The organism is Pseudomonas sp. 34 E 7, assembly GCF_900005715.1.
Classification (GTDB): domain Bacteria; phylum Pseudomonadota; class Gammaproteobacteria; order Pseudomonadales; family Pseudomonadaceae; genus Aquipseudomonas; species Aquipseudomonas orientalis_A.
Window position 1 is genome coordinate 1 of sequence record NZ_CVTX01000098.1, and the last position, 22694, is coordinate 22694.

Sequence of the window (22694 nt, forward strand, 5' to 3'; positions counted from 1 at the left end):
TGAGCTGGTCTAATAGTCCCGGACACCTCAATAGGTGAAACTACACCTATTGAGGAGTATTCCATGACCAAGAAGTACAGAAAATTCGACGCCGCTTTCAAGCTAAGAGTCTGCAAGATGATTGTTGACCAAGGCCTGAGCGTGAACTCCGTTTGTACCGATTTAGACTTGAGTGACACTGCCGTGCGCCGCTGGGTCCAGCAGTACCAAGCCGAGCAGTTAGGTGGTACAGGGATTGGTAAACCGTTAACCAGCGAGCAACAGCGTATTCGTCAGCTTGAGCAGCAGATCCGCGAGCTGAAGACTGACAACGATATATTAAAAAAAGCTACGGCCTTCTTTGCCCGCGAATTGAAGTGATCCACCAATTGGTTCACCAAATGCAATGCAAGGCCTACCCGGTAATACGTATCTGCCGGGTTTTGCGGATCAGCCGTTCGGGGTTCTATGAAGCTCGTCAGCGGTCTTTTAAGCCAAAAGCTGTCTGTCCGGTTGCAGCTCAGGTCAAAGCTACGTTCATGACCAATGAGCACTGTTATGGCAGTCGTCGGGTGATGAAAGCACTGCGTAGCGATGGCGTATCCATTGGGCGGCACAAGGTCCGTCGGCTGATGAAACAACAGGATTTACGCCCGATCTGGAAGCGCAAGTTCGTTCATACCACCAACAGTAATCATAATTTCCCGGTAGCTGAGAACCTGCTCAACCGCCAGTTTAACCCCGAGCAGATCAACCAATCATGGGTTGCTGACATCACTTATATTCGCACTCGAAGCGGCTGGCTGTACTTGGCGGCTGTCATGGATTTGTATTCACGCAAGATCGTAGGCTGGTCCATGGCTCCGCATATGCGCGCAGAGTTGGTGTGCAGTGCTATGCAACTAGCCATCACACAGAGACAGCCTAAACCGGGTCTGATCGCGCACTCAGATCGGGGCAGCCAGTATGCAGGCGCTACTTACCAAGCCATGCTGACACGACATGGCTTGCGCTGCAGCATGAGCCGCAAGGGCAACTGCTGGGACAACGCAGTCATGGAACGTTTCTTCTTGAACCTGAAGATGGAGCGTGTTTGGAGGAAGGACTATGCCAATCATGATGAAGCAATCAGGGACGTCACGGATTACATTGTGCGGTTCTACAATGAACGACGAATGCATTCATCGTTAGACTATTTGCCGCCCAATCAGTACGAGCGGCAAACAGCCTGAAAACACCGATTGAGGTGTCCGGAAAAAGTTGACCACCTCAAGCCCCCTCCCACATTTGGTTTTGTGCCATTTCCACCAGATGCCTGTTCCTACACTTGCCAAACCCCGCCGATTCTGGGAAAACCCCAGCCTTTCACGCTTCCAATGAGACTCCCATGAGCAACGACGAACTGCAGGTCACCGACATCCGCCTGGGCATCGGCAAAACCGTGGTCAAGGGCGCGCTGATCACCACCCAATACACCGGCACCCTGGAAGATGGCACGGTGTTCGATTCGTCGTGGGAGCGGGGCAAGCCGTTCCAGTGCGTGATCGGCACCGGCCGCGTGATCAAGGGCTGGGACCAAGGCTTGATGGGCATGCAGGTTGGCGGTGTGCGCACGTTGTATGTACCGGCGCACCTGGCCTATGGCGAGCGCTCGATGGGCGCGCATATCAAGCCGAACAGCAATCTGCGTTTCGAAATTGAATTGCTGGAAGTGCTGACGCGGGATGATTGAAGAGATGCAAATACCGGTCTCATGAGGTCACGGCGCCTGATTTCTCCTCAACCCTGATTCCAAATCTGCCGTACAGCGCCTTTCGCCCCTTGGGCGTCAATGCCAACGCCCGACTATCGAGGTCCTGGATAACCCATTTGCGGCTTGTAACGGCCTGTAGAACAGCGGCCCCCAATGCGCCTGCGAGGTGAGGGCGGCGCATGCTCCAATCCAGGCATGAGCAAGCGAAACGACGTCGCTGTGCCCTTACGGTTTCTATTTCGATACCGAGCCCTGTCATGCCTTTTTCGCCCTCCACGGTGAGCTGATACGTACCGTCACCCGCATCCGGCAGGGTCAGCCAGCCCGAGTCGATGAAATAGTCGTGAAGTTTTACAGCCAGGGATCCTGCCATGTGGTCATAGCAGGTCCGCGCCAACTGCAATCGAGTGGGGGTCGTCGAAACAAACCGGGTCTGCGCGTTTCGGCTGATCACCATGAGGGCTTCAATAGCTTGGGCCACGTGCGCGTCTGCCAGGCTGAAGTAGCGGTGCCTGCCCTGCGTGTGCAGTTTGATCAAACCGTCCTCTTTAAGCCTTGCCAGGTGCGCGCTCGCCGTGGATGCACTGATGTCGGCGATGACGGCCATTTCGGTACTGGTACGGGCGTGACCGTCCATCAGCGAGCAAAGCATTTTTGTCCTCGCGGGTTCCGCAATGGCGCCTGCGACACGAGAAATGGCGGTGTCATTGCTTTGGAAATCCATATTTCGTTCCTGGGCGAATTGTCGGTGTGACGATTGTTCGATAGTAGCCGTTCTTCGTGAAAAGGACCGCCAAATGACGCCGTTTGAAGCCGCCACCCATGTCGACCCCTACGGTTATTACGCACGCATCAGACATCAAAGGGGCCTGTCATTCGATGCAAATCTTGGTTTATGGATTGCCAGTGGCGCCTGCGTTGTCGAGGCTATTCTGGCGCATCCCGACTGCCTTGTATGTCCATTGCACGAGCCGATTCCAGCGGCCATTGCACAAGGCGCCGCAGGCGATATTTTCGGTCGTTTGATGCGCATGAACGAGGGGGCGCAACACCAGTGTCCCCGCAGGGTTATCGAACCCACCCTGGCCTTGATGGGCACGGAAAACATCGCAGGCATCGTGGCGCAGGTTGTTGAGACGCTTGATGTCTCGGGCGATAACCCGAATGAGTGGATGTTCACGTTACCGGTGTCGGTCATGGCGACGTTGATGGGCTTCACCTCCAGCCAACTACAAGAAGTCGCGCAGCTGACACGGGATTTTGTCGCTTGTCTGTCGCCGTTAAGTGACGAGGCTCAACTCGGTAGAGCCCATTGCGGGGCGGCTCGGCTGAGCCGGATGGTCGGGGAACTGTTGAGTCACGGCGATAAGGGTAGCGGCGTGTTGGGCCGTCTTTATCGCGATTACGAAGCCTCCCCCTGGAAAGACGATGATGCGTTGGTAGCGAATATGATCGGGCTGTTTTCACAGACCTGCGAAGCCACCGCTGGGCTGATCGGCAACACCCTCATAGCGTTCCAGCGTAATCCTGACCTGTTCGAAAACATGCAGGCCACACCGACACTCGTCGCTGAGTGGGTGGCAGAGGTCGCCCGCTACGATTCACCGGTACAAAACACTCGTCGGTTTGTTGCCAGGCGGTGCACGATGGGTGGCAGCGTATTAGAGGCGGGCGATACCATTTTATTACTGCTCGCCGCTGCCAACCGAGACCCCTGCGCCAACCCGGACCCCGACAGCTTCCTGCTCAAGCGAACGCAACGACGAACCTTCAGCTTCGGCTCGGGGAGACATCAATGTCCGGGTCAGTCATTGGCATTGGCTATTGCTTCAGAGGTGGTTTTGGCTTTTTTGCGGCGACAGCCAACCTCATCTGCGGGTACTTACCGGTGGAGTTATTTGCCTTCCCTTAATGGCCGTATCCCGCAGTTCTGCCGTGATGGGGAGATTCAAGATAGCAGGCAGGCTCATGAGTGAAAGCGCTGGCTCATAGGTAGGCTTGCCTGCTAATGAATGCGTAACTGACGCACCGTCTTCGGGGGCAAGCCCCCTCCCACAGTAAATGGCGGTACGGCGTCGGACCTGTGGCCAGGCGGCTGACGGCCTCACAGTCGACGGCTTCTAACTGATGCGCTGCGATCCAAATGTGGGAGGGGGCTTGCCCCCGATGGCGGAGTATCAGCCACTGATATCTTGACTGATGCACCGCTATCGAGGGCAAGCCCCCTCCCACATTTGCTCAGCGGTGTCGTGAAGGACGGCATTCCTGAACCCATCCTGAAGAAATTTCTTATTCCCCATTCAGGCACTTTCCTACGGTTTACTCTGGCAACATCGCGGCGTAAGCTTCGCGCGTTTTCATCAATAGCGGAGACCCTCAGTGGGTACTTGTTCGAGTGACAGTAGTCGGCCGGTTTCGGTAACCGGCACATACTTGGCAAGGTAACGCGCATGTTTCAGATGCCGTTGTCTCGCCACAAAAGCGAGAAGCGGCATCCCGGCAGTGGCCAGTCCTGGCGTCTGCCTGATCCTCTCTCATCGACGCTGACCAGCACCTGAGTTGACTCGGGAGGCTACGGACGCGCCTGCCTTTTACGGCGGGCGGGCCAGGTTCGGCTGTGCCTGTGTTTGACGGGCACGGCGCGGGCGGCCAGTACCTGCACGACGGGTTTTTCCTCGCGCAGGAGTAACACCATGAACCTCAGCCTACTCAAAGAGTTCTTCGCCGGATTCCTGCGGACCCGGCATATCGCCCGGCATTTTCGCCGCCTGGCGATGCTGGAGACCGTGACCGACGCCAGTGTCAGCCGCGAAGTACCGCCCAGCCTGGCGCAAACCCTGGTGGCCGCAGCCAATGGCAGTGCCGTGCAGGTGCTGGGCACGCTTGGCAGCCATGCCGAGGGGCTGAACACCCAGGAGGCCGACGCGCTGCGCGGGCAATATGGGCTCAATGAGGTCGAGCACGAGCAGCCGCTGCCCTGGTGGGTGCACCTGTGGCACTGCTATAAAAACCCGTTCAATCTGCTGCTGACCTTGCTGGCGGTGATCTCCTGGCTGACCGAGGACATGAAGGCGGCCACGGTGATTTTCTCCATGGTGGTGCTGTCGACCCTGTTGCGCTTCTGGCAGGAAGCCAAGTCGAACAAGGCCGCCGACGCGTTGAAGGCGATGGTCAGCAACACGGCGACCGTGCTGCGCCGGGACGCGGCCAAGCGCCTTGAGCTGCCGATCAGGCAATTGGTGCCGGGCGATCTGATCGTGTTGTCGGCCGGCGACATGATTCCCGCCGATTGCCGCGTACTCAGTGCCAAGGACCTGTTCGTCAGCCAGGCGGCGATGACCGGTGAATCCATGCCGGTGGAGAAGTTCGCCCAGCAGCAGGATGCCCATACCCGCAACCCGCTGGATCTGGAAAACATCCTGTTCATGGGCACCAACGTGGTGTCCGGCGCCGCCACGGCGGTGATTCTTGCTACGGGTAACAGCACCTACTTTGGTGCGTTGGCGCAACGTGTCACGGCAACCGACCGCGCCACCACCTCGTTCCAGCATGGGGTCAACAAGGTCAGTTGGCTGCTGATTCGCTTCATGTTCGTGATGGCACCGCTGGTGTTGTTCATCAATGGGTTCACCAAGGGTGACTGGACCGAAGCGTTGCTGTTCGCGCTGTCGATTGCCGTGGGCCTTACCCCCGAAATGCTGCCGATGATCGTCACCTCGACGTTGGCCAAGGGCGCGGTGTTCCTGTCGCGCAAGAAGGTCATCGTCAAGCGCCTGGACGCGATCCAGAACTTCGGCGCCATGGATGTGTTGTGCACCGACAAGACCGGCACGCTGACCCAGGACAGGATTTTCCTGGCGCGCCACGTGGACGTGTGGGGCCGGGAGTCTGACGATGTGCTGGAAATGGCCTACCTCAACAGCTATTACCAGACCGGTTTGAAAAACCTGCTGGATGTGGCCGTGCTCGAGCACGTGGAGATCCATCGTGAATTGAAAGTCGGTACCGCGTTTCAGAAGGTTGATGAGATTCCGTTCGACTTCAACCGTCGTCGCATGTCGGTGGTGGTGGCCGAGCAGGACCAGCCGCACCTGTTGATCTGCAAGGGCGCGGTGGAGGAGATTTTGTCGGTGTGCACCAGCGTGCGCCATGGCGACGTCAATGAAGCGCTGACGCCAGAGCTGCTGGCGCGCATTCGCCAGGTTACCGCGGCCTTCAACGAAGAAGGCCTGCGCGTGGTGGCAGTCGCGGCGCAGCCGATGCCGGCCGGGCGTGATACCTACACCCTGGCGGATGAAAACAACCTGACGCTGATCGGCTATGTGGCGTTTCTCGATCCGCCCAAGGAAAGCACCGCGCCCGCCCTCAAGGCTTTGAAGGCGCATGGCGTGGCGGTGAAAGTGCTGACCGGTGACAACGAGCTGGTCACAGCGAAGATCTGCCGTGAAGTGGGCCTGGAGCAACAAGGGCTGCTGATGGGCAACGATATCGAAGACATGACCGACGCCGAGCTGGCGCAGGCGGTGGAAACCACCAACGTATTCGCCAGGCTCACGCCCAGCCACAAGGAACGCATTGTGCGTCTGCTCAAGGCCAACGGGCATGTGGTGGGGTTCATGGGGGACGGCATCAACGATGCGCCGGCGCTGCGCACAGCCGATATCGGTATTTCGGTGGACAGCGCGGTGGACATCGCCAAGGAAGCCGCCGACATCATCCTGCTGGAAAAGACCCTGATGGTGCTGGAAGAGGGCGTGCTGGAAGGTCGGCGCACCTTCGCCAACATGCTCAAGTACATCAAGATGACGGCCAGTTCCAACTTCGGCAATGTGTTCTCGGTGCTGGTGGCCAGTGCGTTTATTCCGTTCCTGCCGATGCTGCCGATGCACTTGCTGGTGCAGAACCTGCTGTATGACATCTCGCAGATCGCGATTCCATTCGACAACGTCGACGACGACATGCTCGCCAAGCCACAACGCTGGCAGCCGGCGGATGTGGGCCGTTTCATGCTGTTCTTCGGGCCGATCAGTTCGATCTTTGACATCACCACGTTCGCACTCATGTGGTATGTGTTCGATGCCAATACGCCGGACCACCAGACCCTGTTCCAGTCGGGCTGGTTCGTGGTGGGGCTGCTCACCCAGACGTTGATCGTGCACATGATCCGCACCCCGAAAATCCCGTTCCTGCAAAGCCGCGCGGCAATGCCGCTGATGGTGATGACAGGCGTGATCATGGCCGTCGGGATCTTTCTGCCGATGGGGCCGTTGGCGCATTACTTCAAATTGCAGGCACTGCCGTCGCTGTACTTTGTGTTCCTGCCGGTGATTCTGCTGGCCTACATGGCATTGACCCAGGCAGTGAAGGGCTACTACATCCGCAAGTTTGGCTGGCAGTAACAGGGGCTCGGTTGCCGCAGCAGTCATGGAGATTTTTTTATGCAGGCCATCAACAACATCAACCTCGACTCACTGGTCGACACCGTGGTCAGCCTCAGCGCCGCGTTTGTTCTCGGCGGTCTGATCGGCTTTGAACGCCAATACCGTCAGCGCACCGCAGGTCTGCGTACGAATGTACTGGTGGCGGTCGGCGCGGCGATTTTTGTCGACATGGCCAATCGGCTGGGCGGTGCCGAAGGCGCGGTGCGCGTGGTCGCGTACGTGGTGTCGGGTATCGGTTTTCTGGGGGCCGGTGTGATCATGCGCGAGGAGGGCAATGTGCGCGGGCTCAATACGGCCGCCACCCTGTGGGCATCGGCCGCAGTCGGTGCCTGTGCGGGGGCCGACCTGATTCTCGAGGCATTGCTGGGAACGCTGTTCGTGCTGGCGGCCAATACGTTGCTGCGCCCGATCGTCAATAACATCAACCGTCAGCCGTTGGACGTGGTCTCGGCCGAGGTGACCAACATTCTCTATGTCATCGCACGGCGTAGCCAGCAACAGGCAGTCATGGTGCTGTTGGAGGCGGAGCTGGCGCGATGCAACTACCCGGCCAGCGATGTCGATGTACGCCCCTTCGGCAGCGAAGAAGTCGAAATCGAAGCCACCCTCGCCGCGACGTCGGTCGACGGTGACGAGCTGGACGCGTTGGTGGCGCGTATTTCCACCTCCAGTCTGGTGGTGCAGGCGTTCTGGAGCCCAAGTACCACCGACTGACCCGTGTGCCCGAACCGCCCGTTGAGCCAATATCGACTAGGCTTTTCGTGAGGAAAAATCCTACAAGTAGTCAGGACTATCCCTTCAATCAAAACATCATTGCATTGTTAAGGTTGGGCACTTACGGCTGGCTGCCCGTTCTGGTCCATCCGTGATTGCTCGTGATGTTTCAATGGAAGGGACCAGGCTGCGAGTGGTTATCGTCCTGATGAGGGTGCAGTGCCGTTTGTCGGAACTGTCATATCTCACAGGTACCTAGGTCCCATTTGATATGTAAGGGTACTTCGATCGCCTAGGGGTGTGTATGAGCAAAGCATTAATCGTGGATGACCATCCTTTTATACGTGCGACGGTCAAATATCTGCTGAAGGAGGAAGGATTCGATGAGATCTATCAGGCGGGTGACGGTGCAGATGCAATGCAATTGGCGCGGGAGCAACGTCCCGAGCTGATCATCCTTGACCTGGCGATGCCCAAGCTGGGAGGGTTGGAGGTGATCAGTCGGGTCAAGGCCCTGGGCCTGCCGTGCAGGATCCTGGTGCTGACCTCCTACCTGGCCGTGTTTTTTTCCACCCGTTGCATGCGCGCCGGCGCCATGGGGTTCGTGGCCAAGACCGGCGAGCTGGATGAGCTGCAAAAGGCTATCCGAGCGATCCAGTCGGGCTACAGTTGTTTCCCGAGCCTGCCCACCAGCTCGGTCCGCCGTGACGACCTGCAGGAAACCGAGCGGCAGATGATCGAGTGCCTGTCGGACCGTGAATTGACCGTCCTGCAGAAGCTGGCCCTGGGGCTGGGCAACAAGGAAATTGCTGAAGACATGCTGTTGAGCCACAAGACCATCAGCACTTACAAGACGCGTCTCAAGGAGAAGTTACGGATGTCCTCAGTGGTGCACCTGTCCAAATTTGCCCAGCGCAATCATCTGATCTGATTTGAAATGGTCGCCATCGCGTTCAAGCGGTTCGCCACGTTTCTCTGGTTGAGCCTGTTGCCCATGGTCGCGATGGCCCTTGATGAGCCCAATGTTTTGCGGCTATTGGGCCACTCTCGTATCGACCCTCCCATCGTCACGCTGCAAGAGCCCGACTGGCGCTGGCTGCGCGAACGGCGCAGGTTGCTGATGGGCGTTTCCGCGCCCGATTACGCACCCTTCGACCTGACCAATAACCGTGAAGAGCTCGAGGGGATTACCGCCGATTTCGCAGCGCTGATCAGCCAGGCCCTGAATATTCCCATTGAGGTTCGGTGCTACGAAACCCGCGATGAAGTGATCGAAGCCCTCAAACGCGGTGATGTGGACTTCCTGGGTTCGGCCAATGGCTATGAGGCGGCCGACCCGCAACTGATCCTGTCGCGCTCCTACGCCAATGACCAACCCACTCTGGTGACCCGTACCAACGATAGCCAGGCGCTGAGCGATGACCTGGCGGGCAAGCGCGTGGCGATGCTTTATCACTATCTGCAGCCCGAGGTGGTACGGGCGTTCTACCCCCATGCCCGCGTGGAATTGTTTTCTTCGGCCTTCGAGGCGATCGGCGCAGTAGCGTTTGGCCGCGCCGATGTGTACCTGGGCGATGCCATCAGCACCAATTACCTGATCAACCGCAACCAGCTCAATATTGTGCGCATGGCGGATTTTTCCACCCTCGAAGCCAACCCATTCGGGTTTGCGTTCACCCGGCAGAATACGCGGCTGCCGCCGATCATCAATGCGGCGCTGGAGGCGATTCCCGCCGGTGAGCAGATGGAAATATTACGCCGTTGGAGTGGCGGCAACCTCGGTATTGTCGGTGCTGGCCGGTTGCACCTGAGCGCCAGTGAGCAGCGCTGGCTCCTCAAGCATCCGCGGGTCAAGGTGGCGGTGCTCGACAAACTCCTGCCGCTGTCCGTCGTCGATGATCAGGGACAGTTCGAGGGGCTGAGCGCCGAGGTGCTGTCACGTATCAGCCTGCGCACCGGCCTGAAGTTCGACGTGGTGCCGGGCAACTCGATACCGGGCCAGATCGACCAGGTCAGCACGGGCGCGGCGGATATGCTGGCGGTCGTGACCCCCAGCGTCGAGCGCGCGGAAAAGGTGCGGTTTACCCGGCCCTACCTGACCAATGCCCTGGTGCTGGTAACCCGAGGGGATGAACATAGCCCTGTGACAATGGAAGATATGGTGGGTAAACGCCTGGCGATGATCAACGGCAACGGGTTGCGCGATACCATCTCGCGGGACTTTCCCGGCGTCGTGTTTATCGATGTGGACAGCGCGGAGCAAGCGATGGCGATGGTGGCCAGAGGCGAAGCGGAGGCGGCCGTCAATTCGTTGATCAGCGCGCGCTATATGATCGCCCGGTATTACCGCAATCGGTTACGCATCACCAGCACGGTCGGCTCGGAGCCGGCGCGTATCACGTTCGGGGTCAACCGCAGTCAGCTGGAGCTTTATTCGATCCTCGACAAGGCGCTGCTGAGCATCACCCCGCAGGAAATGGATGAGATGATTGCCCAGTGGCGCAGTGAGGTGATTATCGAAGACAGTTACTGGCTGCGTCACCGCAACGTGATCATTCAGGGGTTCGGGCTGGCCGCGTTGTTATTGATCGTCACGCTGAGCTGGGCCATCTATCTGCGCAGTCTGATTCGCAAGCGCGTCCAGGCCGAACGCGCCTTGAGCGACCAGATGCGCTTTATGAGTGTATTGATCGACGGCACCCCCCACCCGATTTATGTGCGTGACCGCCAAGGGCGCTTGATGGCCTGCAATAACGCTTATCTGGATGTATTTGGCTACAAGCTTGAAGACGTGATTGGTAAAACAGTGGTTGAAACCGACGCCGGCAACCTGCCACAGGCTCAGTCGTTCCATCAGGATTACCTGCGCTTGATGGCCGACGGTGAGCCACAGATTCATGACCGCATACTCAAGTTGCCCAGTGGCGAGGCCCTGACCATCTACCAATGGATGTTGCCGTATCGCGACGGTGACGAGAAAGTGGTGGGCATGATTGCCGGGTGGGTCGATGTCAGCGAGCGCCAACAATTGTTGGGTCAGTTGCAGGAAGCCAAGGACGATGCCGACGCCGCCAACCGGGCGAAGACTACCTTTCTGGCGACCATGAGCCACGAAATCCGCACGCCAATGAATGCAGTGATCGGCATGATCGAGCTGGCCCTGAAAAGCGCGGAACAGGGCTTGGCGGACCGGGATGCCCTGGAGGTGGCTTCGGAGGCTTCGCGCGGCATGCTGGAGTTGATCGGCGATATTCTGGATATCGCGCGGATCGAATCCGGTCATCTGTCGTTGGTCCTGGAACCGGCCAATCCGCATGAATTACTGACGTCGGTGGCACGCGTGTTCGAAGGTTTGGCGCGGGCCAAGGGGTTGGCGCTGCAAGTTGAACTCGATCCATCGATTGATCGCATGGTGCTGGTTGACCCCCTGCGTTTCAAGCAAGTGGTGTCGAACCTGCTGAGCAATGCCATCAAGTTCACCCACAACGGGCAGGTCACGCTCGGTGCCCATGCGACGTTCGATGGGGAGCACCTGAAACTGCAATTGTGGGTGCAGGACACCGGGATTGGCATCAGTGCCCAGGACCAGTTGCGCCTGTTCAGCCCCTTTATCCAGGGCAGCAATGGTGAGCAATCGGCGCGTAGCGGCTCCGGCCTGGGGCTGGTGATCAGCCGCAACCTGTGCGAAATGATGGGCGGGCAGCTGCACTTGAGCAGTGTGCTGGGGCAGGGCACCCGGCTGGATGTGACGCTGGCCCTGGTCATGACCGCTGCAGTGCCGCAGGAGGGGACGGCGGCGAGCGCTCCCGTCACGCCGCCTCATGCCTTGAGTATCCTGGTGGTGGACGACTACCCTGCCAACCGTTTGCTGCTGGCTCGACAGTTGAGTTTCCTCGGTCATCGCATCACCACGGCCGAGGACGGCATTCAAGGGCTTGAGCACTGGCGCGCGGGGCAGTTCGATGGCGTCATTACCGATTGCAATATGCCGTTCAAGAACGGCTATCAGTTGGCGCGGGACATCCGCTTACTGGAGCGTGAATCAGGGCTGGCGCCGTGCCTGCTCCTGGGGTTCACCGCCAATGCCCAACCCGAGGAAGCCGAGCGCTGCCGGCAGGCCGGGATGGATGGTTGCCTGTTCAAACCCACCGGGATTGACGATTTGCGCGCTGCGCTGGCGTCACGCTCCACTTACGCCCCGGGCCCTGAAGCGGCGGCGTTTGATTTGAGTACCCTGATCACGTTGACGGGGGAGGACCACCACGCGCTCACCGAGCTGCTGATCCCCTTGCTCGACAGCCTGGAGGCGGACCGGGGGCTGTTGCCGACGCTGCAGCGCAAGGCTGACTTCGCCAAGTTGCACGACCTCGCACATCGCGCCAAGGGAGGGGCACGAATGGTCAAGGCACAGGTTCTGATCGCGCGCTGTGAAGCCCTGGAGGCTGTTTGTGAAAGGCAGGACCGCACCGCGCTGGCCGCGACGACCGAGGCTGTCGAGGAGGCTATCCTCGCTTTGCATGGTGGGCTGAGCCTTTATTGCAATCAGCCTTGATCCCGATTAACGGCCATTGGGAGCTTTTGGGAGAAGTCCTACACGAAGGGGGAATAAGCCTGATTTTGTGTTCGGGATTTGTCTGGAAAATGGGCGACGCTCACTGACGAGCGCTGCCTGCCCAGGGGTTTGCCATGCCGAACAAAGCACTGACCATCCTCATTGCCGATGACTTGCACTTGCAACGGTTGTACATCGAGAAAATGCTCAACCAGTTGGGGTATCACCGAATTGTGCCGGTGCAGACCTTTGACGAAGTCCAGATCCTTACCGCCATTCCGGCCGAACCCTTCGATGTGCTGATCATCAATGCGGTCCTGGCGGCCCATGCAAGCGGGCCCAACCCGCAGGCGCTCCATGTGCTGGTATACGACAACCTGGACCTGGACGTACCCGCCGACGCCATGCCGACCGTATCGGTACGCCTGCCGGGCGTGCCGGATAACGTCAATCTCGAGCATTTCATGGAGATCATCGACCCGCCCCACACCCTGGCCGGCTTGCGGGTGTTGCCGTGGTTAAGGGCATTATCCCGCCAGCCGGCCGTCGGAGCCTAGTCGCGAAGGCGCTCGGCGGCGCTGCGCAGTAACTGCTCTGTGCCCGCCCAGCCCAGGCAACCATCAGTCACCGACACGCCGTATTTCATTGACGGGCCCAGCGGCTGGCAGCCTTCGAACAGATGGCTTTCGAGCATCATGCCGATCAACGACGTGTCGCCCTGCAAGCGCTGCTCCAGCACCTCGTTGAACACCGCCGGCTGGCGCAGCGGGTCCTTGCCGCTGTTGGCATGGCTGCAATCGACCATGATGCGCGCAGCGACCTTGGACTTGGCCAGGTCGTGTTTCACCTGGGAGACGCTCTGCGCATCGTAATTCGGTTCGCGGTGACCGCCGCGCAGCACCAGGTGGGTGTCGGGGTTGCCCGGCGTCTGGATGATGGCCGGGTGCCCCAGGCTGTCGACGCCGAAGTGGCGGTGCGGGTGCGAGGCCGAGCGCATCGCGTCGCAGGCAATCGCAACGCCGCCGTCGGTCCCGTTCTTGAAGCCCACGGGCATGCCCAGGCCGCTGGCCATTTCGCGGTGGATCTGCGATTCAGTGGTGCGCGCGCCAATTGCCACCCAACTGAGCAGGTCGTCGAAGTAGCCGGCGGCCATGGGTTGCAGAAGCTCGGTCGCAACCGGCAAGCCCAGGCGCAGCATCTCGCGCATCAGTTCCCGGGACAGGGCCAGGCCTGCGGCCATGTCATCGCTGCCATCGAGGTGCGGGTCGTAAGCCAGGCCTTTCCAGCCAATGGTGGTGCGGGGTTTTTCGACGTAGGCGCGGATGACCAGCAGCATCTGGTCGCTGACTTCAAGCGCCAGCTTCTTGAGGTTGCGCGCGTATTCCATGGCCGACTGCGGGTCGTGTATCGAGCACGGGCCGACAATCACCAACAAGCGTGAGTCCTGGCCATCAAGGATGGCGCGCACGGCGTGGCGATGGGCATGCACCTGTTCATTGAGGAACGGACTGAGGGGCAGTTGATGCTTGAGCTCATGGGTACTGGGCAGGCGCTGGGTCAGGGCTTCATTGGCGCTGGTCAGCGTAGAGACGGGTAAAGCGGCGACGGAGGCGTTCATATTCAAGGTTTCCTGGGCAAGCGGCGGGCAATTCCCGCACGCTTGGCCTACTGGGGTGTTCGACAATTGGCCGTATCGGCTACGTGTGTTGGCTTGCCACCAAGAGGTGACCGGTCGGAGGCGGCAGGCTGTCCCGAACGGAGCTGGCTAAATCGCCATGCAGCGCAAGTGTCGTAGCGGTAATAGGTGGCGTAGTTCATGTCGTGATTCCTTCAAGTGTGTTTGATTGAGCAAATTATCCGGGCCTGGAAAAACAAAACCCCCGGTCGGGGAGCCGACCGGGGGTTAGATTTCTCTGGCAGGCGACCCCTTGAGTAGTGGGCGCCGATTTCAGGTATCAGGCGCGCCAGTGGCTAAACCAATACCCAAAATAAAAGCTGACCAGTGCGCTCGAACCGTTCACACGGGTAGCCGACACCGAGCGCGAGGCGCTGGCGGCAGGGCAAACCTGAGTGCGGGTGAGTGGCAACATGGTCGATCTCCAAATGATGTTGGGCAGCTTACTAGAGCTTCGCGGGTGGATTCAATCAGAAATTTCTATCGCGCAGCGGGACTTACGGCTATGGCGTGAGTGTCGATATGATAACGACGTCCCACACTGATTGCCGGAATCCGACCATGACTGCCTTGACCCCGACTGCGCTGAGGTGGCGCTGTAAATGACCTTCCACCTGCGCGCTGCAACGGACCAGTACCTGCCCTTTGCACGAAACCTGACCCACCAGGCAATGAACCGCTATTACCAGCAAAACCAGTTGCTGTGGTCCAACGATGGCTTCGATACGGCTTGGGCCGGTCGGGAAAACTGGATGATCTGTCAGGATGACAGTGTGCTGGGGTTCATCAGCTTGAGCCGTGACAGCAACGCGCTCTATATCCGCGAATTGCATATGCTTGAGCAGTACCGTGGACTTGGCGCGGGTAGCTGGGTGCTGCAACAAATGGCGTTGAAGGCCCGCACGCTGGGGCTGTTGCGTTTGACCGTATTCAAGAACAATCCGGCCAAACAGCTTTATGAGCGCATGGGATTGCGCGTTGTCGGTGAAGAAGACAGCTTCTGGCGAATGGAGCGCGTCTGTCCCTCAAGCTAAAAGCCTGCGTCGGATCCTGATAAGCGCATACTGGGTCAGGAGCCGACTTCCTGATCGTCGTTCTGGCCGTCAGCCTCAGCAAGGATGATCCCCTCTTTCATGCCCAAAAGTACCGCTACCTTATGGGCCTCCCCACGCCGTCCCTTTTTGCGCCCAGCGAGCACTTGATAGGTGGTTGCCGGATCGACGCCGTGTTCACGGGCAAACGCCTGAACGGACTTTCCCTGATGTTCCAGCCAGGCCTTGGCTTGTGCAGCAGTACGGATTCCGGGCATAGTTCAAAACCGTTCAAGTTCGTTCAACAAAGAGATGAGTGTGTCACCTCTTGGGGTGTGCCAAATAGGATCATACATCCAAATGAGTGGAATCGGTTCGCGTTTGAGGCAGGAAAGAGAGCGACTTGGCCTGTCGCAAAAAGTTTTTGGTGAAATCGGAGGCGTTGAAACCAACGCACAAGGCAAATATGAAAATGGTGGGCGTGCGCCCAAGGCCGACTATTTGTCCCGTGTGGCCGAGAGAGGCGTGGATATCCTGTACGTGTTGACCGGGGCTGCCACGCCGATTCAACTGGAAAACCTGAGCCAGCTTGAAGAGAAAGTCCTGGTTGATTACCGGGCGATGTTCAAGGAAGACCAGGATGCAATCCGCCGCCTCACCTCGACCCTGGCCGAGCATTCCCTTTCCAGGAATGGAAAAATCAAGCCGCACCCGCAGGATTCCTGACCTTTTGCCCAGCAAATCCGGCCCTCCACCCGCCGATGGCCGCGCGCCAAGCGGTCAAACTCCATATATATGATGCCAGCGGCTAGGTCTGCGACCCGGTTTTTTGCTAAGGTGGTCAGCAACCTATAAAGACCATATCGCGAGGTGTCTGCTTGATTAGGGTGCTAGTAGTCGATGACCATGATCTCGTTCGTACAGGCATTACACGAATGCTGGCTGACATCGATGGCCTGCAAGTAGTCGGCCAGGCCGAGTCGGGAGAGGAGTCTCTGATCAAGGCCCGGGAGTTGAAACCCGATGTGGTGCTGATGGACGTCAAGATGCCGGGTATCGGCGGTCTTGGCGCCACGACTAAATTATTGCGCAGCCATCCTGATATCAAGGTTGTGGTGGTAACCGTGTGCGAGGAAGACCCGTTCCCTACACGTCTCTTGCAGGCGGGGGCGGCCGGTTACCTAACCAAAGGCGCCGGCCTGGCGGAGATGGTGCAAGCCATTCGCCTGGTATTTGCCGGGCAGCGCTACATCAGCCCGCAGATTGCCCAGCAGTTGGCGATCAAGTCTTTCCAGCCCACCAGCGATTCACCGTTCGACGCGCTATCGGAGCGGGAGATCCAGATCGCCTTGATGATCGTCGGTTGCCAGAAGGTGCAGTCGATTTCCGACAAACTGTGCCTGTCGCCCAAGACCGTGAACACCTACCGCTATCGCATCTTCGAGAAACTCGCCATCAGCAGTGATGTTGAATTGACCCTGCTCGCAGTGCGTCACGGCATGGTGGACGCCAGCGCCTGACATGACCACACCGTTTGATCCAAGTGCCTTCCTCTCGACCTGCAGTGGCCGCCCCGGCGTGTACCGCATGTTCGACAGCGAGGCGCGCCTGCTCTACGTAGGCAAGGCCAAGAACCTGAAAAACCGTCTGGCGAGTTACTTTCGCAAGACCGGTCTGGCGCCCAAAACCGCCGCCCTGGTCGCGCGCATCGCCCAGGTCGAAACCACCATCACCGCCAATGAAACCGAAGCGCTGCTGCTTGAGCAGACGTTGATCAAGGAATGGCGGCCTCCGTATAACATCCTGCTGCGCGACGATAAATCCTATCCCTACGTGTTCTTGTCGGACGGCGCTTTCCCACGGCTGAGCATTCACCGTGGCGCGAAGAAGCAGAAGGGCAAGTATTTCGGGCCTTACCCGAGCGCAGGTGCCATTCGTGAGAGCCTGAGCCTGCTGCAGAAAACGTTCTTTGTGCGCCAGTGCGAAGACAGCTTCTACAAAAACCGTACACGGCCATGCCTGCAATACCAGATCAAGCGCTGCAAGGCGCCCTGCGTGGGGCTGGTGGAACCTGCCGAGTACGCCGAGGATGTGCGTCACTCGGTGATGTTCCTCGAGGGGCGCAGTAACGCGCTCACCGATGAGCTGTCCGGGGCCATGGAAATCGCCGCCAGTACCCTGGATTTCGAGAAGGCTGCCGAACTGCGCGATCAGATCTCCTTGCTGCGCCGCGTCCAGGACCAGCAAAGCATGGAAGGCGGCACCGGCGAGGTCGACGTGATTGCGGCGTTCGTCAACCCGGGAGGTGCCTGTGTGCACCTGATCAGCGTGCGTGGCGGGCGAGTGCTGGGCAGCAAGAATTTTTTCCCGCAGACCGGCATCGACGAAGACGTCTCCGAGGTCATGGCGGCGTTCCTCGGCCAGTACTATGTGAGCAGCCCCGAGCGCGACCTGCCGTCGGAGCTAATCGTCAACGTGGTCCACGAGGATTTCCCGACCCTGATCGAGGCGATCCACGAACTGCGCGGACGCGAGCTGGACATCAGCCATCGCGTTCGCGGCACCCGGGCCCGCTGGCAGCAGCTGGCCGTGACCAACGCCGAGCAGGCCCTGGGCGCACGCCTGGCCAATCGACAGCACGTTGCCGCGCGCTTCGATTCCCTGGCCGAGGTGCTCAACCTGGACGAGCCTCCGCAGCGCCTGGAGTGTTACGACATCAGCCACTCCAGCGGTGAGGCCACCGTGGCCTCTTGCGTGGTGTTCGGCCCTGAAGGCCCGATCAAGGCCGACTACCGGCGCTACAACATCGAAGGCGTCACCGCCGGCGACGATTACGCCGCCATGCACCAGGCGCTCACACGGCGCTTCAGCAAGTTGAAGGACGGGGAGGGCAAGTTGCCCGATATCCTCCTGGTGGACGGTGGCAAGGGTCAGTTATCCATGGCCCGCGACGTTCTCAACGAACTGGCGGTGCCCGACCTGATCCTGCTTGGCGTGGCCAAGGGCGCCACGCGCAAGGCCGGTTTCGAGACGTTGTACTTGAATGATGCCGCCCATGAGTTCACCTTGAAGGGCGATTCCCCGGCACTGCACCTGATTCAACAGATCCGCGACGAAGCCCACCGCTTCGCCATTACCGGCCACCGTGCGCGTCGCGGCAAGACCCGCCGAACCTCAACCCTGGAAGGCGTTGCAGGGGTCGGCCCGACGCGTCGTCGCGACTTGCTTAAACATTTTGGTGGCTTGCAGGAGCTCTCCCGTGCCAGCATTGACGAAATAGCCAAAGCACCCGGTATCAGTAAAAAGCTCGCTGAATTGATTTATGCCAGTCTGCACAGCGAATAGAATGCCTTCTCACCTCGTAGCCAGTTGTGCCGATGAATATCCCTAATCTGATCACCGTTCTACGCGTCCTGCTTATCCCGATCTTCATTTTGTTGTTCTATTTGCCCTATGAATGGAGCTACGCCGCGTCCAGTTCGGTATTCGCCTTTGCCGCCGCCACCGACTGGCTCGACGGCTACCTGGCCCGCCGCCTGGAACAGAGCACGCCCTTCGGCGCGTTCCTCGACCCTGTGGCCGACAAACTCATGGTCGCCGTGGCCCTGGTGTTGTTGGTGCAGGAGCACGGCAACCTGTGGCTGACCCTGCCGGCCGCCGTCATCATCGGCCGCGAAATCGTCGTCTCGGCCCTGCGCGAATGGATGGCCGAAATCGGCGCCCGCGCCCATGTCGCCGTATCAAACATGGGCAAATGGAAAACCGCCGCGCAAATGCTCGCGCTGGTCATCCTGCTGGCCAACCCATCGGACTTCTCGTTCTGGGTCCTGACCGGCTACGCCTTGCTGCTGGTCGCCGCAGGCCTGACCCTGTGGTCCATGCTGCAATACCTGCGCGCCGCCTGGCCTCACCTGCGCACCACCGTGGAAAAGAAATAAAACTTTTTTGAATCAAGGGGTTGACGGGTGCCGAAGATTCTATAGAATGCGCATCACCAAGCGGGAATAGCTCAGTTGGTAGAGCACGACCTTGCCAAGGTCGGGGTCGCGAGTTCGAGTCTCGTTTCCCGCTCCAAGATTCAGAAAAAAGCCACTCAGATGAGTGGCTTTTTTTTGCCTGAAAAATGTCTGTACTCATGTTGGCGAGCTACTGCGAATCGCCGTCCGGCCAAGCCACCTGCTGAACTCCAGCATTAAGGGCGATGATGTCCGCGTAGGTTCAAGCGGGCGCGATCGCCTTTATCGCCAGGATGTTCATGCGCCAACGAAGCTCTTATCCGCAATCAAGCACCCGCCAGACGCGCCCATAACGCTTGCGCCTGCGTGTTGTGATTACCCAGCCAGCGCACCAGTATCACCTCGAGATGATCAGGCTCCATTTGCGGATACAGCCTGACCAGTTCGCCCTGTTCAATCATCCCCGCGACCATGGTGTGGGGCATGCAAGCGACGCCGTGGCCATTGGCGACCATGGATTTGAGCGCCTCGGACACCGTCGCTTCGAATACCCGTTGCAGGCGTTCGGGTTGTGGGTGGCGACTGACCTGGGTGCGCGAGAGTTCGTGCAACTGGGCGCTACGGGAATAGGTCAGCCACGGAATCGGGCCATCTGATTGAGTGCAATGCTCGGCCAGTTGGGGTGTGGCCACCCAATAAAGCTCGTCGTGACCCAGCGACAGTGTTTCGAACTCCTCACGCTGGGCGTAAGCCTGCGATTCAGCTTCCCGATAAAACAGGATGAAGTCGCAGCGGCCGGACAGCAGTGCCATGTAGTAATCATCCGTGCTGCGGTAGCTGGTGTCGATGCGGGTAAACACCCGCTCGCCTGGCGGTATTGCGTGGCTGATCCAGTCCGGAAAGAAATTGCAGGCCAGGGTGTGCAGCGATGCGAAGCTCAACGGGCAATCGAGAATTTTCACGCTCTGCTCGCAGTCGCGTGCCAGACGTACCAGTTCCAGGGCGTTCGGCAGCAAAGCCCGGCCGGCGACTGTCAAGCGGATGGGATTCTTGCTGCGGTCGATCAGGACTGCGCCCAGGCGCGTTTCCAGCAATTGGATGCGTCGACTCAAGGCTGACTGCGACGATCTACGCATGCTTGCAGCGGCGGTAAATTTTCCCGTGTCTGCCAATGCAAGGAAATCCTCATACCACTCAATATCCATAGTTATTCCAATAGTCGATAGGCCGAACCGGAAAGTGAATCAATCGGCGCTATCGTTACCTTTCGATGGCTGGTTATTGTATTGATGAACCCAAGCCTGCAAAGACCCTTTGGGTGCATCGTCGATCATAAGAACAACTACCGCTTCGGGGCAATGTTATGCATAAAGTGAATGGTCTGAACGCGTTGCTCAAGACGTGCTCGCTGGCGTTGATGATGTTCGGCGCCTGCACGGCACATGCAGGTGTGCTGGAAAACGTAAAGGCACACGGTAGCCTTCGTTGTGGTGTGGCCAGCGACAAGCCGGGTTTTTCGATCATTGATAACCAGGGCCGATGGACCGGCATGGATGCGGACCTTTGCCGTGGCATTGCGGCCGCCGTGCTGGGCGATGCGAACAAGGTGGAGTTCATCGCCACCACCGGCAAAAACCGTTTCACCGCGCTGGCCTCTGGCGAGATTGACGTGCTGTCGCGTTCCACCTCATGGACGGCGGACCGCGTGGCGAGCCTGGGGGTCGACTTTACGGCGATCTGGTTCTATGACGGGCAAGGCTTCATGACGCATGCCGAGGACAAGATCGGAAAGCTCACCGACCTGGCAGGCGCGACCTTCTGCCTGTCTCCAGGCACGACCTCGGAGCAGAACCTTGCGGACTATTTCGGCAAGCGCGGCCTGACCTTCCGCACGGTGGTCATTGAGAAGAGTCCTGAGCTGTTCGCCGCCTTCCAGAAAGGCCGGTGCAATGCCATCACCAACGATATGTCCGGCCTGGCGGCGCGCCGCGCGTTGTTCAACACGCCTGACGATTACCCGCTGCTGCCCGAGGTCATTTCCAAGGAGCCGTTGGGGGCCTACGTCGCGCAGGGCGACGCCGTGTGGCGCAACATCGTGACCTGGACCGCCTATGCGTTGATCACGGCCGAAGAGCTGGGCGTGGATTCCGACAACGTCGATAAACTGCACGCGGACAAAACCGCGTCAGCCGATGTCGCGCGCTTGCTGGGCACCGATGGCAACATCGGCAAGGCGTTCAGCCTGGACAGCGATTGGGCGTACCGGGCGATCAAACAGGTCGGCAACTACGCGCAGATTTATGACCGTAACCTTGGTCCGCAAACCGGTTTGAACTTCCCCCGTGAAATGAACCGCCTCTGGAAAGACGGCGGGTTGTTGTATGCGCCACCGATCCGCTGAGTGGCCAACTTCAATCAACGAAACGGGATGTAGTCATGCTGACCCAACGTTTTAACCGTGCGCGCCTGCTGAGTGCGCTGCAGCAGGGGCTTGTGCTGTTGCTGGTGGTGCTGGTGTTTTATGGCCTGGCACACAACGCAAGCCTGAACCTCAAAGCCCTGAACATTGCGTCCGGTTTCGGCTTTCTGACTGACCGGGCAGGCTACGACATCAGTTTCCAGCTGATCGACTATGCGCCCTCCGACAGCTACGGGCGGGCGTATCTGGTTGGCCTGCTCAATACCTTGCTGGTGTCAGTCATCAGTATCGTGCTGGCAACGCTGATCGGCGTGCTGCTGGGCGTCGGCCGGGTTTCGGAAAACTGGCTGGTCAACCGCCTGTGCGGGATGAGTATCGAGTTTCTGCGCAACGTGCCGTTGGTGGTGCATCTGATCTGGTGGTACGGATTGATGCTCGCACTGCCCAGTGTGCGCCAGGCTTTCTCGCTGGCAGACGTGTTTTTCCTGAGTAACGCCGGCCTGCAGGTGCCGTGGCCGCAACAGGGCGCAGCCGTCGGCTGGGGCCTGGTATTGATGGGCGTGGGTGCGCTGTCCGCTATCGTCGCCTTCAAATTGCGTGATGCACGTGCCCGCTGGCGTGGGTTTACGCCACGCTGCTGGCCCTGGGTGATGGCGTGCGCGTTAGTGCTGCCCATGCTGGTGTACGTGATCAGCGGTACCGCGTTGCACTGGGACGTGCCGACCCGTCAAGGTTTCGGGTTTCACGGTGGTGCCACGCTGGTGCCGGAGTTGCTGGCGCTGTGGCTGGCGCTTTCTTTCTACAGCGCCAGCTACATCGCTGAAACGGTGCGTGCCGCCATCCAGGCAGTGCACCGAGGCCAGTACGAAGCAGCGAAGGCGCTGGGCTTTGTGCGAGGCACCGCCATGCGTCAGCTGATTGCACCGCAAGCGCTTTACGCCATGGTCCCGCAAATAACCAACACCTACATGAACATCGTCAAGAACTCATCGCTTGGCGTCGTGGTTGGGTTCATGGAGCTGGTGTCGTCGACCGGCGGCACAACGTTAAATCAGACGGGTCAGGCTATCGAATGCATTGTGCTGGTGATGGCGACCTATTGCGTGATCTGCCTGGTGATTTCCCTGGCGATGAACGTCTACAACTATCGCATCAGTAAGCGGGGGCACTGAGC

19 protein-coding genes and 1 tRNA gene are annotated in these 22694 nt (G+C 59.2%); 16 read left to right on the forward strand and 4 right to left on the reverse strand.

Annotation, left to right across the window (positions count from 1 at the left end; all coding sequences use genetic code 11):
- The first annotated feature begins 63 nt into the window (after positions 1-63).
- Together BFP96_RS06830 and BFP96_RS06835 are read left to right on the forward strand one after the other, a co-directional pair.
- Positions 64-1211, forward strand: a protein-coding gene (locus BFP96_RS06830; protein ID WP_122582746.1) for an IS3 family transposase whose coding sequence is annotated in 2 segments (ribosomal slippage) — positions 64-319 and positions 319-1211 — 1149 coding nt in all. Because the reading frame shifts where the segments join, the coding sequence is not laid out codon by codon here.
- A gap of 155 nt (positions 1212-1366) precedes the next feature.
- Positions 1367-1711 carry an FKBP-type peptidyl-prolyl cis-trans isomerase gene (locus BFP96_RS06835; protein WP_065935886.1) on the forward strand — a complete coding sequence of 115 codons (345 nt, stop codon included), beginning with the start codon at positions 1367-1369 and terminating at the stop codon, positions 1709-1711.
- A 19-nt stretch (positions 1712-1730) separates the two neighbouring features.
- Here BFP96_RS06835 and BFP96_RS06840 read toward each other — a convergent pair whose 3' ends face one another.
- Entirely contained in the window at positions 1731-2456 is a 726-nt protein-coding gene (locus tag BFP96_RS06840) for an ArsR/SmtB family transcription factor (protein ID WP_065935887.1), read from the reverse strand.
- A 73-nt stretch (positions 2457-2529) separates the two neighbouring features.
- Between BFP96_RS06840 and BFP96_RS06845 the strand changes: the two genes are divergently transcribed.
- The 6 genes from BFP96_RS06845 (at position 2530) to BFP96_RS06870 (ending at position 12996) form a co-directional block, all read left to right on the forward strand.
- Positions 2530-3708, forward strand: a complete 1179-nt coding sequence (locus BFP96_RS06845; protein ID WP_065935888.1) for a cytochrome P450 — start codon at positions 2530-2532, stop codon at positions 3706-3708.
- A gap of 717 nt (positions 3709-4425) precedes the next feature.
- Positions 4426-7131, forward strand: coding sequence for a magnesium-translocating P-type ATPase (gene mgtA, locus BFP96_RS06850; protein ID WP_065935889.1), 2706 nt, complete (start codon positions 4426-4428; stop codon positions 7129-7131).
- A gap of 39 nt (positions 7132-7170) precedes the next feature.
- Entirely contained in the window at positions 7171-7887 is a 717-nt protein-coding gene (locus BFP96_RS06855; protein WP_065935890.1) for an MgtC/SapB family protein, read from the forward strand.
- Positions 7888-8191: 304 nt separating this feature from the next.
- Positions 8192-8818 carry a response regulator transcription factor gene (locus tag BFP96_RS06860; protein WP_057725622.1) on the forward strand — a complete coding sequence of 209 codons (627 nt, stop codon included), beginning with the start codon at positions 8192-8194 and terminating at the stop codon, positions 8816-8818.
- A 6-nt stretch (positions 8819-8824) separates the two neighbouring features.
- The gene (locus BFP96_RS06865; RefSeq protein WP_065935891.1) at positions 8825-12439 is read left to right on the forward strand and encodes a transporter substrate-binding domain-containing protein; all 3615 of its coding nucleotides are present in this window, start codon (positions 8825-8827) and stop codon (positions 12437-12439) included.
- A gap of 134 nt (positions 12440-12573) precedes the next feature.
- Positions 12574-12996, forward strand: a complete 423-nt coding sequence (locus BFP96_RS06870) for a chemotaxis protein CheY (RefSeq protein ID WP_065935892.1) — start codon at positions 12574-12576, stop codon at positions 12994-12996.
- Here BFP96_RS06870 and BFP96_RS06875 read toward each other — a convergent pair.
- Positions 12993-14057 (reverse strand): 3-deoxy-7-phosphoheptulonate synthase, encoded by a 1065-nt coding sequence (locus tag BFP96_RS06875; RefSeq protein ID WP_065935893.1) that lies wholly within the window; start codon positions 14055-14057, stop codon positions 12993-12995. The two genes, BFP96_RS06870 and BFP96_RS06875, sit on opposite strands and share 4 nt — an antisense overlap.
- A 659-nt stretch (positions 14058-14716) precedes the next feature.
- On the opposite strand from BFP96_RS06875, the gene BFP96_RS06880 reads away from it, so the two are divergent.
- Positions 14717-15148: a GNAT family N-acetyltransferase gene (locus BFP96_RS06880; protein ID WP_065935894.1), complete on the forward strand. Its 432-nt coding sequence runs from the start codon at positions 14717-14719 to the stop codon at positions 15146-15148.
- A gap of 35 nt (positions 15149-15183) precedes the next feature.
- Here BFP96_RS06880 and BFP96_RS06885 read toward each other — a convergent pair whose 3' ends face one another.
- On the reverse strand, positions 15184-15423 hold the full coding sequence (locus tag BFP96_RS06885) for a DNA-binding protein (protein WP_057704030.1): 240 nt from the start codon (positions 15421-15423) through the stop codon (positions 15184-15186).
- An 82-nt stretch (positions 15424-15505) separates the two neighbouring features.
- Between BFP96_RS06885 and BFP96_RS06890 the strand changes: the two genes are divergently transcribed.
- The 5 genes from BFP96_RS06890 to BFP96_RS06910 all read left to right on the forward strand — a co-directional run bounded on the left by BFP96_RS06890 (position 15506) and on the right by BFP96_RS06910 (position 19219).
- Positions 15506-15871, forward strand: a complete 366-nt coding sequence (locus BFP96_RS06890; protein ID WP_065935895.1) for a helix-turn-helix domain-containing protein — start codon at positions 15506-15508, stop codon at positions 15869-15871.
- A gap of 152 nt (positions 15872-16023) precedes the next feature.
- A complete protein-coding gene (gene uvrY / locus BFP96_RS06895; RefSeq protein WP_017530522.1) occupies positions 16024-16665 on the forward strand; it encodes a response regulator transcription factor GacA in 642 nt (213 codons plus the stop codon).
- Position 16666: 1 nt separating this feature from the next.
- On the forward strand, positions 16667-18490 hold the full coding sequence (gene uvrC, locus BFP96_RS06900) for an excinuclease ABC subunit UvrC (protein ID WP_065935896.1): 1824 nt from the start codon (positions 16667-16669) through the stop codon (positions 18488-18490).
- 32 nt (positions 18491-18522) lie between these two features.
- Entirely contained in the window at positions 18523-19083 is a 561-nt protein-coding gene (gene pgsA / locus BFP96_RS06905; protein ID WP_065898275.1) for a CDP-diacylglycerol--glycerol-3-phosphate 3-phosphatidyltransferase, read from the forward strand.
- A gap of 60 nt (positions 19084-19143) precedes the next feature.
- Positions 19144-19219, forward strand: a tRNA-Gly gene (locus BFP96_RS06910).
- Between the two features lie 208 nt (positions 19220-19427).
- Here the strand turns inward: BFP96_RS06910 and BFP96_RS06915 are convergent.
- Positions 19428-20306 (reverse strand): LysR family transcriptional regulator, encoded by an 879-nt coding sequence (locus tag BFP96_RS06915; RefSeq protein ID WP_065935897.1) that lies wholly within the window; start codon positions 20304-20306, stop codon positions 19428-19430.
- Between the two features lie 158 nt (positions 20307-20464).
- On the opposite strand from BFP96_RS06915, the gene BFP96_RS06920 reads away from it, so the two are divergent.
- Both BFP96_RS06920 and BFP96_RS06925 read left to right on the forward strand, forming a co-directional pair.
- On the forward strand, positions 20465-21502 hold the full coding sequence (locus tag BFP96_RS06920; RefSeq protein ID WP_065895548.1) for an amino acid ABC transporter substrate-binding protein: 1038 nt from the start codon (positions 20465-20467) through the stop codon (positions 21500-21502).
- Between the two features lie 35 nt (positions 21503-21537).
- Entirely contained in the window at positions 21538-22692 is a 1155-nt protein-coding gene (locus tag BFP96_RS06925; protein WP_065935898.1) for an amino acid ABC transporter permease, read from the forward strand.
- The last annotated feature ends 2 nt before the right edge of the window (positions 22693-22694 follow it).

Coding starts and splice junctions, on each gene's coding strand:
- BFP96_RS06855 (WP_065935890.1), top strand. CDS start 7,171: ATGCAGGCCATCAACAACATCAACCTCGACTCACTGGTCGACACCGTG.
- mgtA (WP_065935889.1), top strand. CDS start 4,426: ATGAACCTCAGCCTACTCAAAGAGTTCTTCGCCGGATTCCTGCGGACC.
- BFP96_RS06890 (WP_065935895.1), top strand. CDS start 15,506: ATGAGTGGAATCGGTTCGCGTTTGAGGCAGGAAAGAGAGCGACTTGGC.
- BFP96_RS06920 (WP_065895548.1), top strand. CDS start 20,465: ATGCATAAAGTGAATGGTCTGAACGCGTTGCTCAAGACGTGCTCGCTG.
- BFP96_RS06865 (WP_065935891.1), top strand. CDS start 8,825: ATGGTCGCCATCGCGTTCAAGCGGTTCGCCACGTTTCTCTGGTTGAGC.
- BFP96_RS06845 (WP_065935888.1), top strand. CDS start 2,530: ATGACGCCGTTTGAAGCCGCCACCCATGTCGACCCCTACGGTTATTAC.
- BFP96_RS06915 (WP_065935897.1), bottom strand. CDS start 20,306: ATGGATATTGAGTGGTATGAGGATTTCCTTGCATTGGCAGACACGGGA.
- BFP96_RS06875 (WP_065935893.1), bottom strand. CDS start 14,057: ATGAACGCCTCCGTCGCCGCTTTACCCGTCTCTACGCTGACCAGCGCC.
- uvrC (WP_065935896.1), top strand. CDS start 16,667: ATGACCACACCGTTTGATCCAAGTGCCTTCCTCTCGACCTGCAGTGGC.
- BFP96_RS06925 (WP_065935898.1), top strand. CDS start 21,538: ATGCTGACCCAACGTTTTAACCGTGCGCGCCTGCTGAGTGCGCTGCAG.
- pgsA (WP_065898275.1), top strand. CDS start 18,523: ATGAATATCCCTAATCTGATCACCGTTCTACGCGTCCTGCTTATCCCG.
- BFP96_RS06885 (WP_057704030.1), bottom strand. CDS start 15,423: ATGCCCGGAATCCGTACTGCTGCACAAGCCAAGGCCTGGCTGGAACAT.
- BFP96_RS06860 (WP_057725622.1), top strand. CDS start 8,192: ATGAGCAAAGCATTAATCGTGGATGACCATCCTTTTATACGTGCGACG.
- BFP96_RS06880 (WP_065935894.1), top strand. CDS start 14,717: ATGACCTTCCACCTGCGCGCTGCAACGGACCAGTACCTGCCCTTTGCA.
- BFP96_RS06870 (WP_065935892.1), top strand. CDS start 12,574: ATGCCGAACAAAGCACTGACCATCCTCATTGCCGATGACTTGCACTTG.
- BFP96_RS06835 (WP_065935886.1), top strand. CDS start 1,367: ATGAGCAACGACGAACTGCAGGTCACCGACATCCGCCTGGGCATCGGC.
- BFP96_RS06840 (WP_065935887.1), bottom strand. CDS start 2,456: ATGGATTTCCAAAGCAATGACACCGCCATTTCTCGTGTCGCAGGCGCC.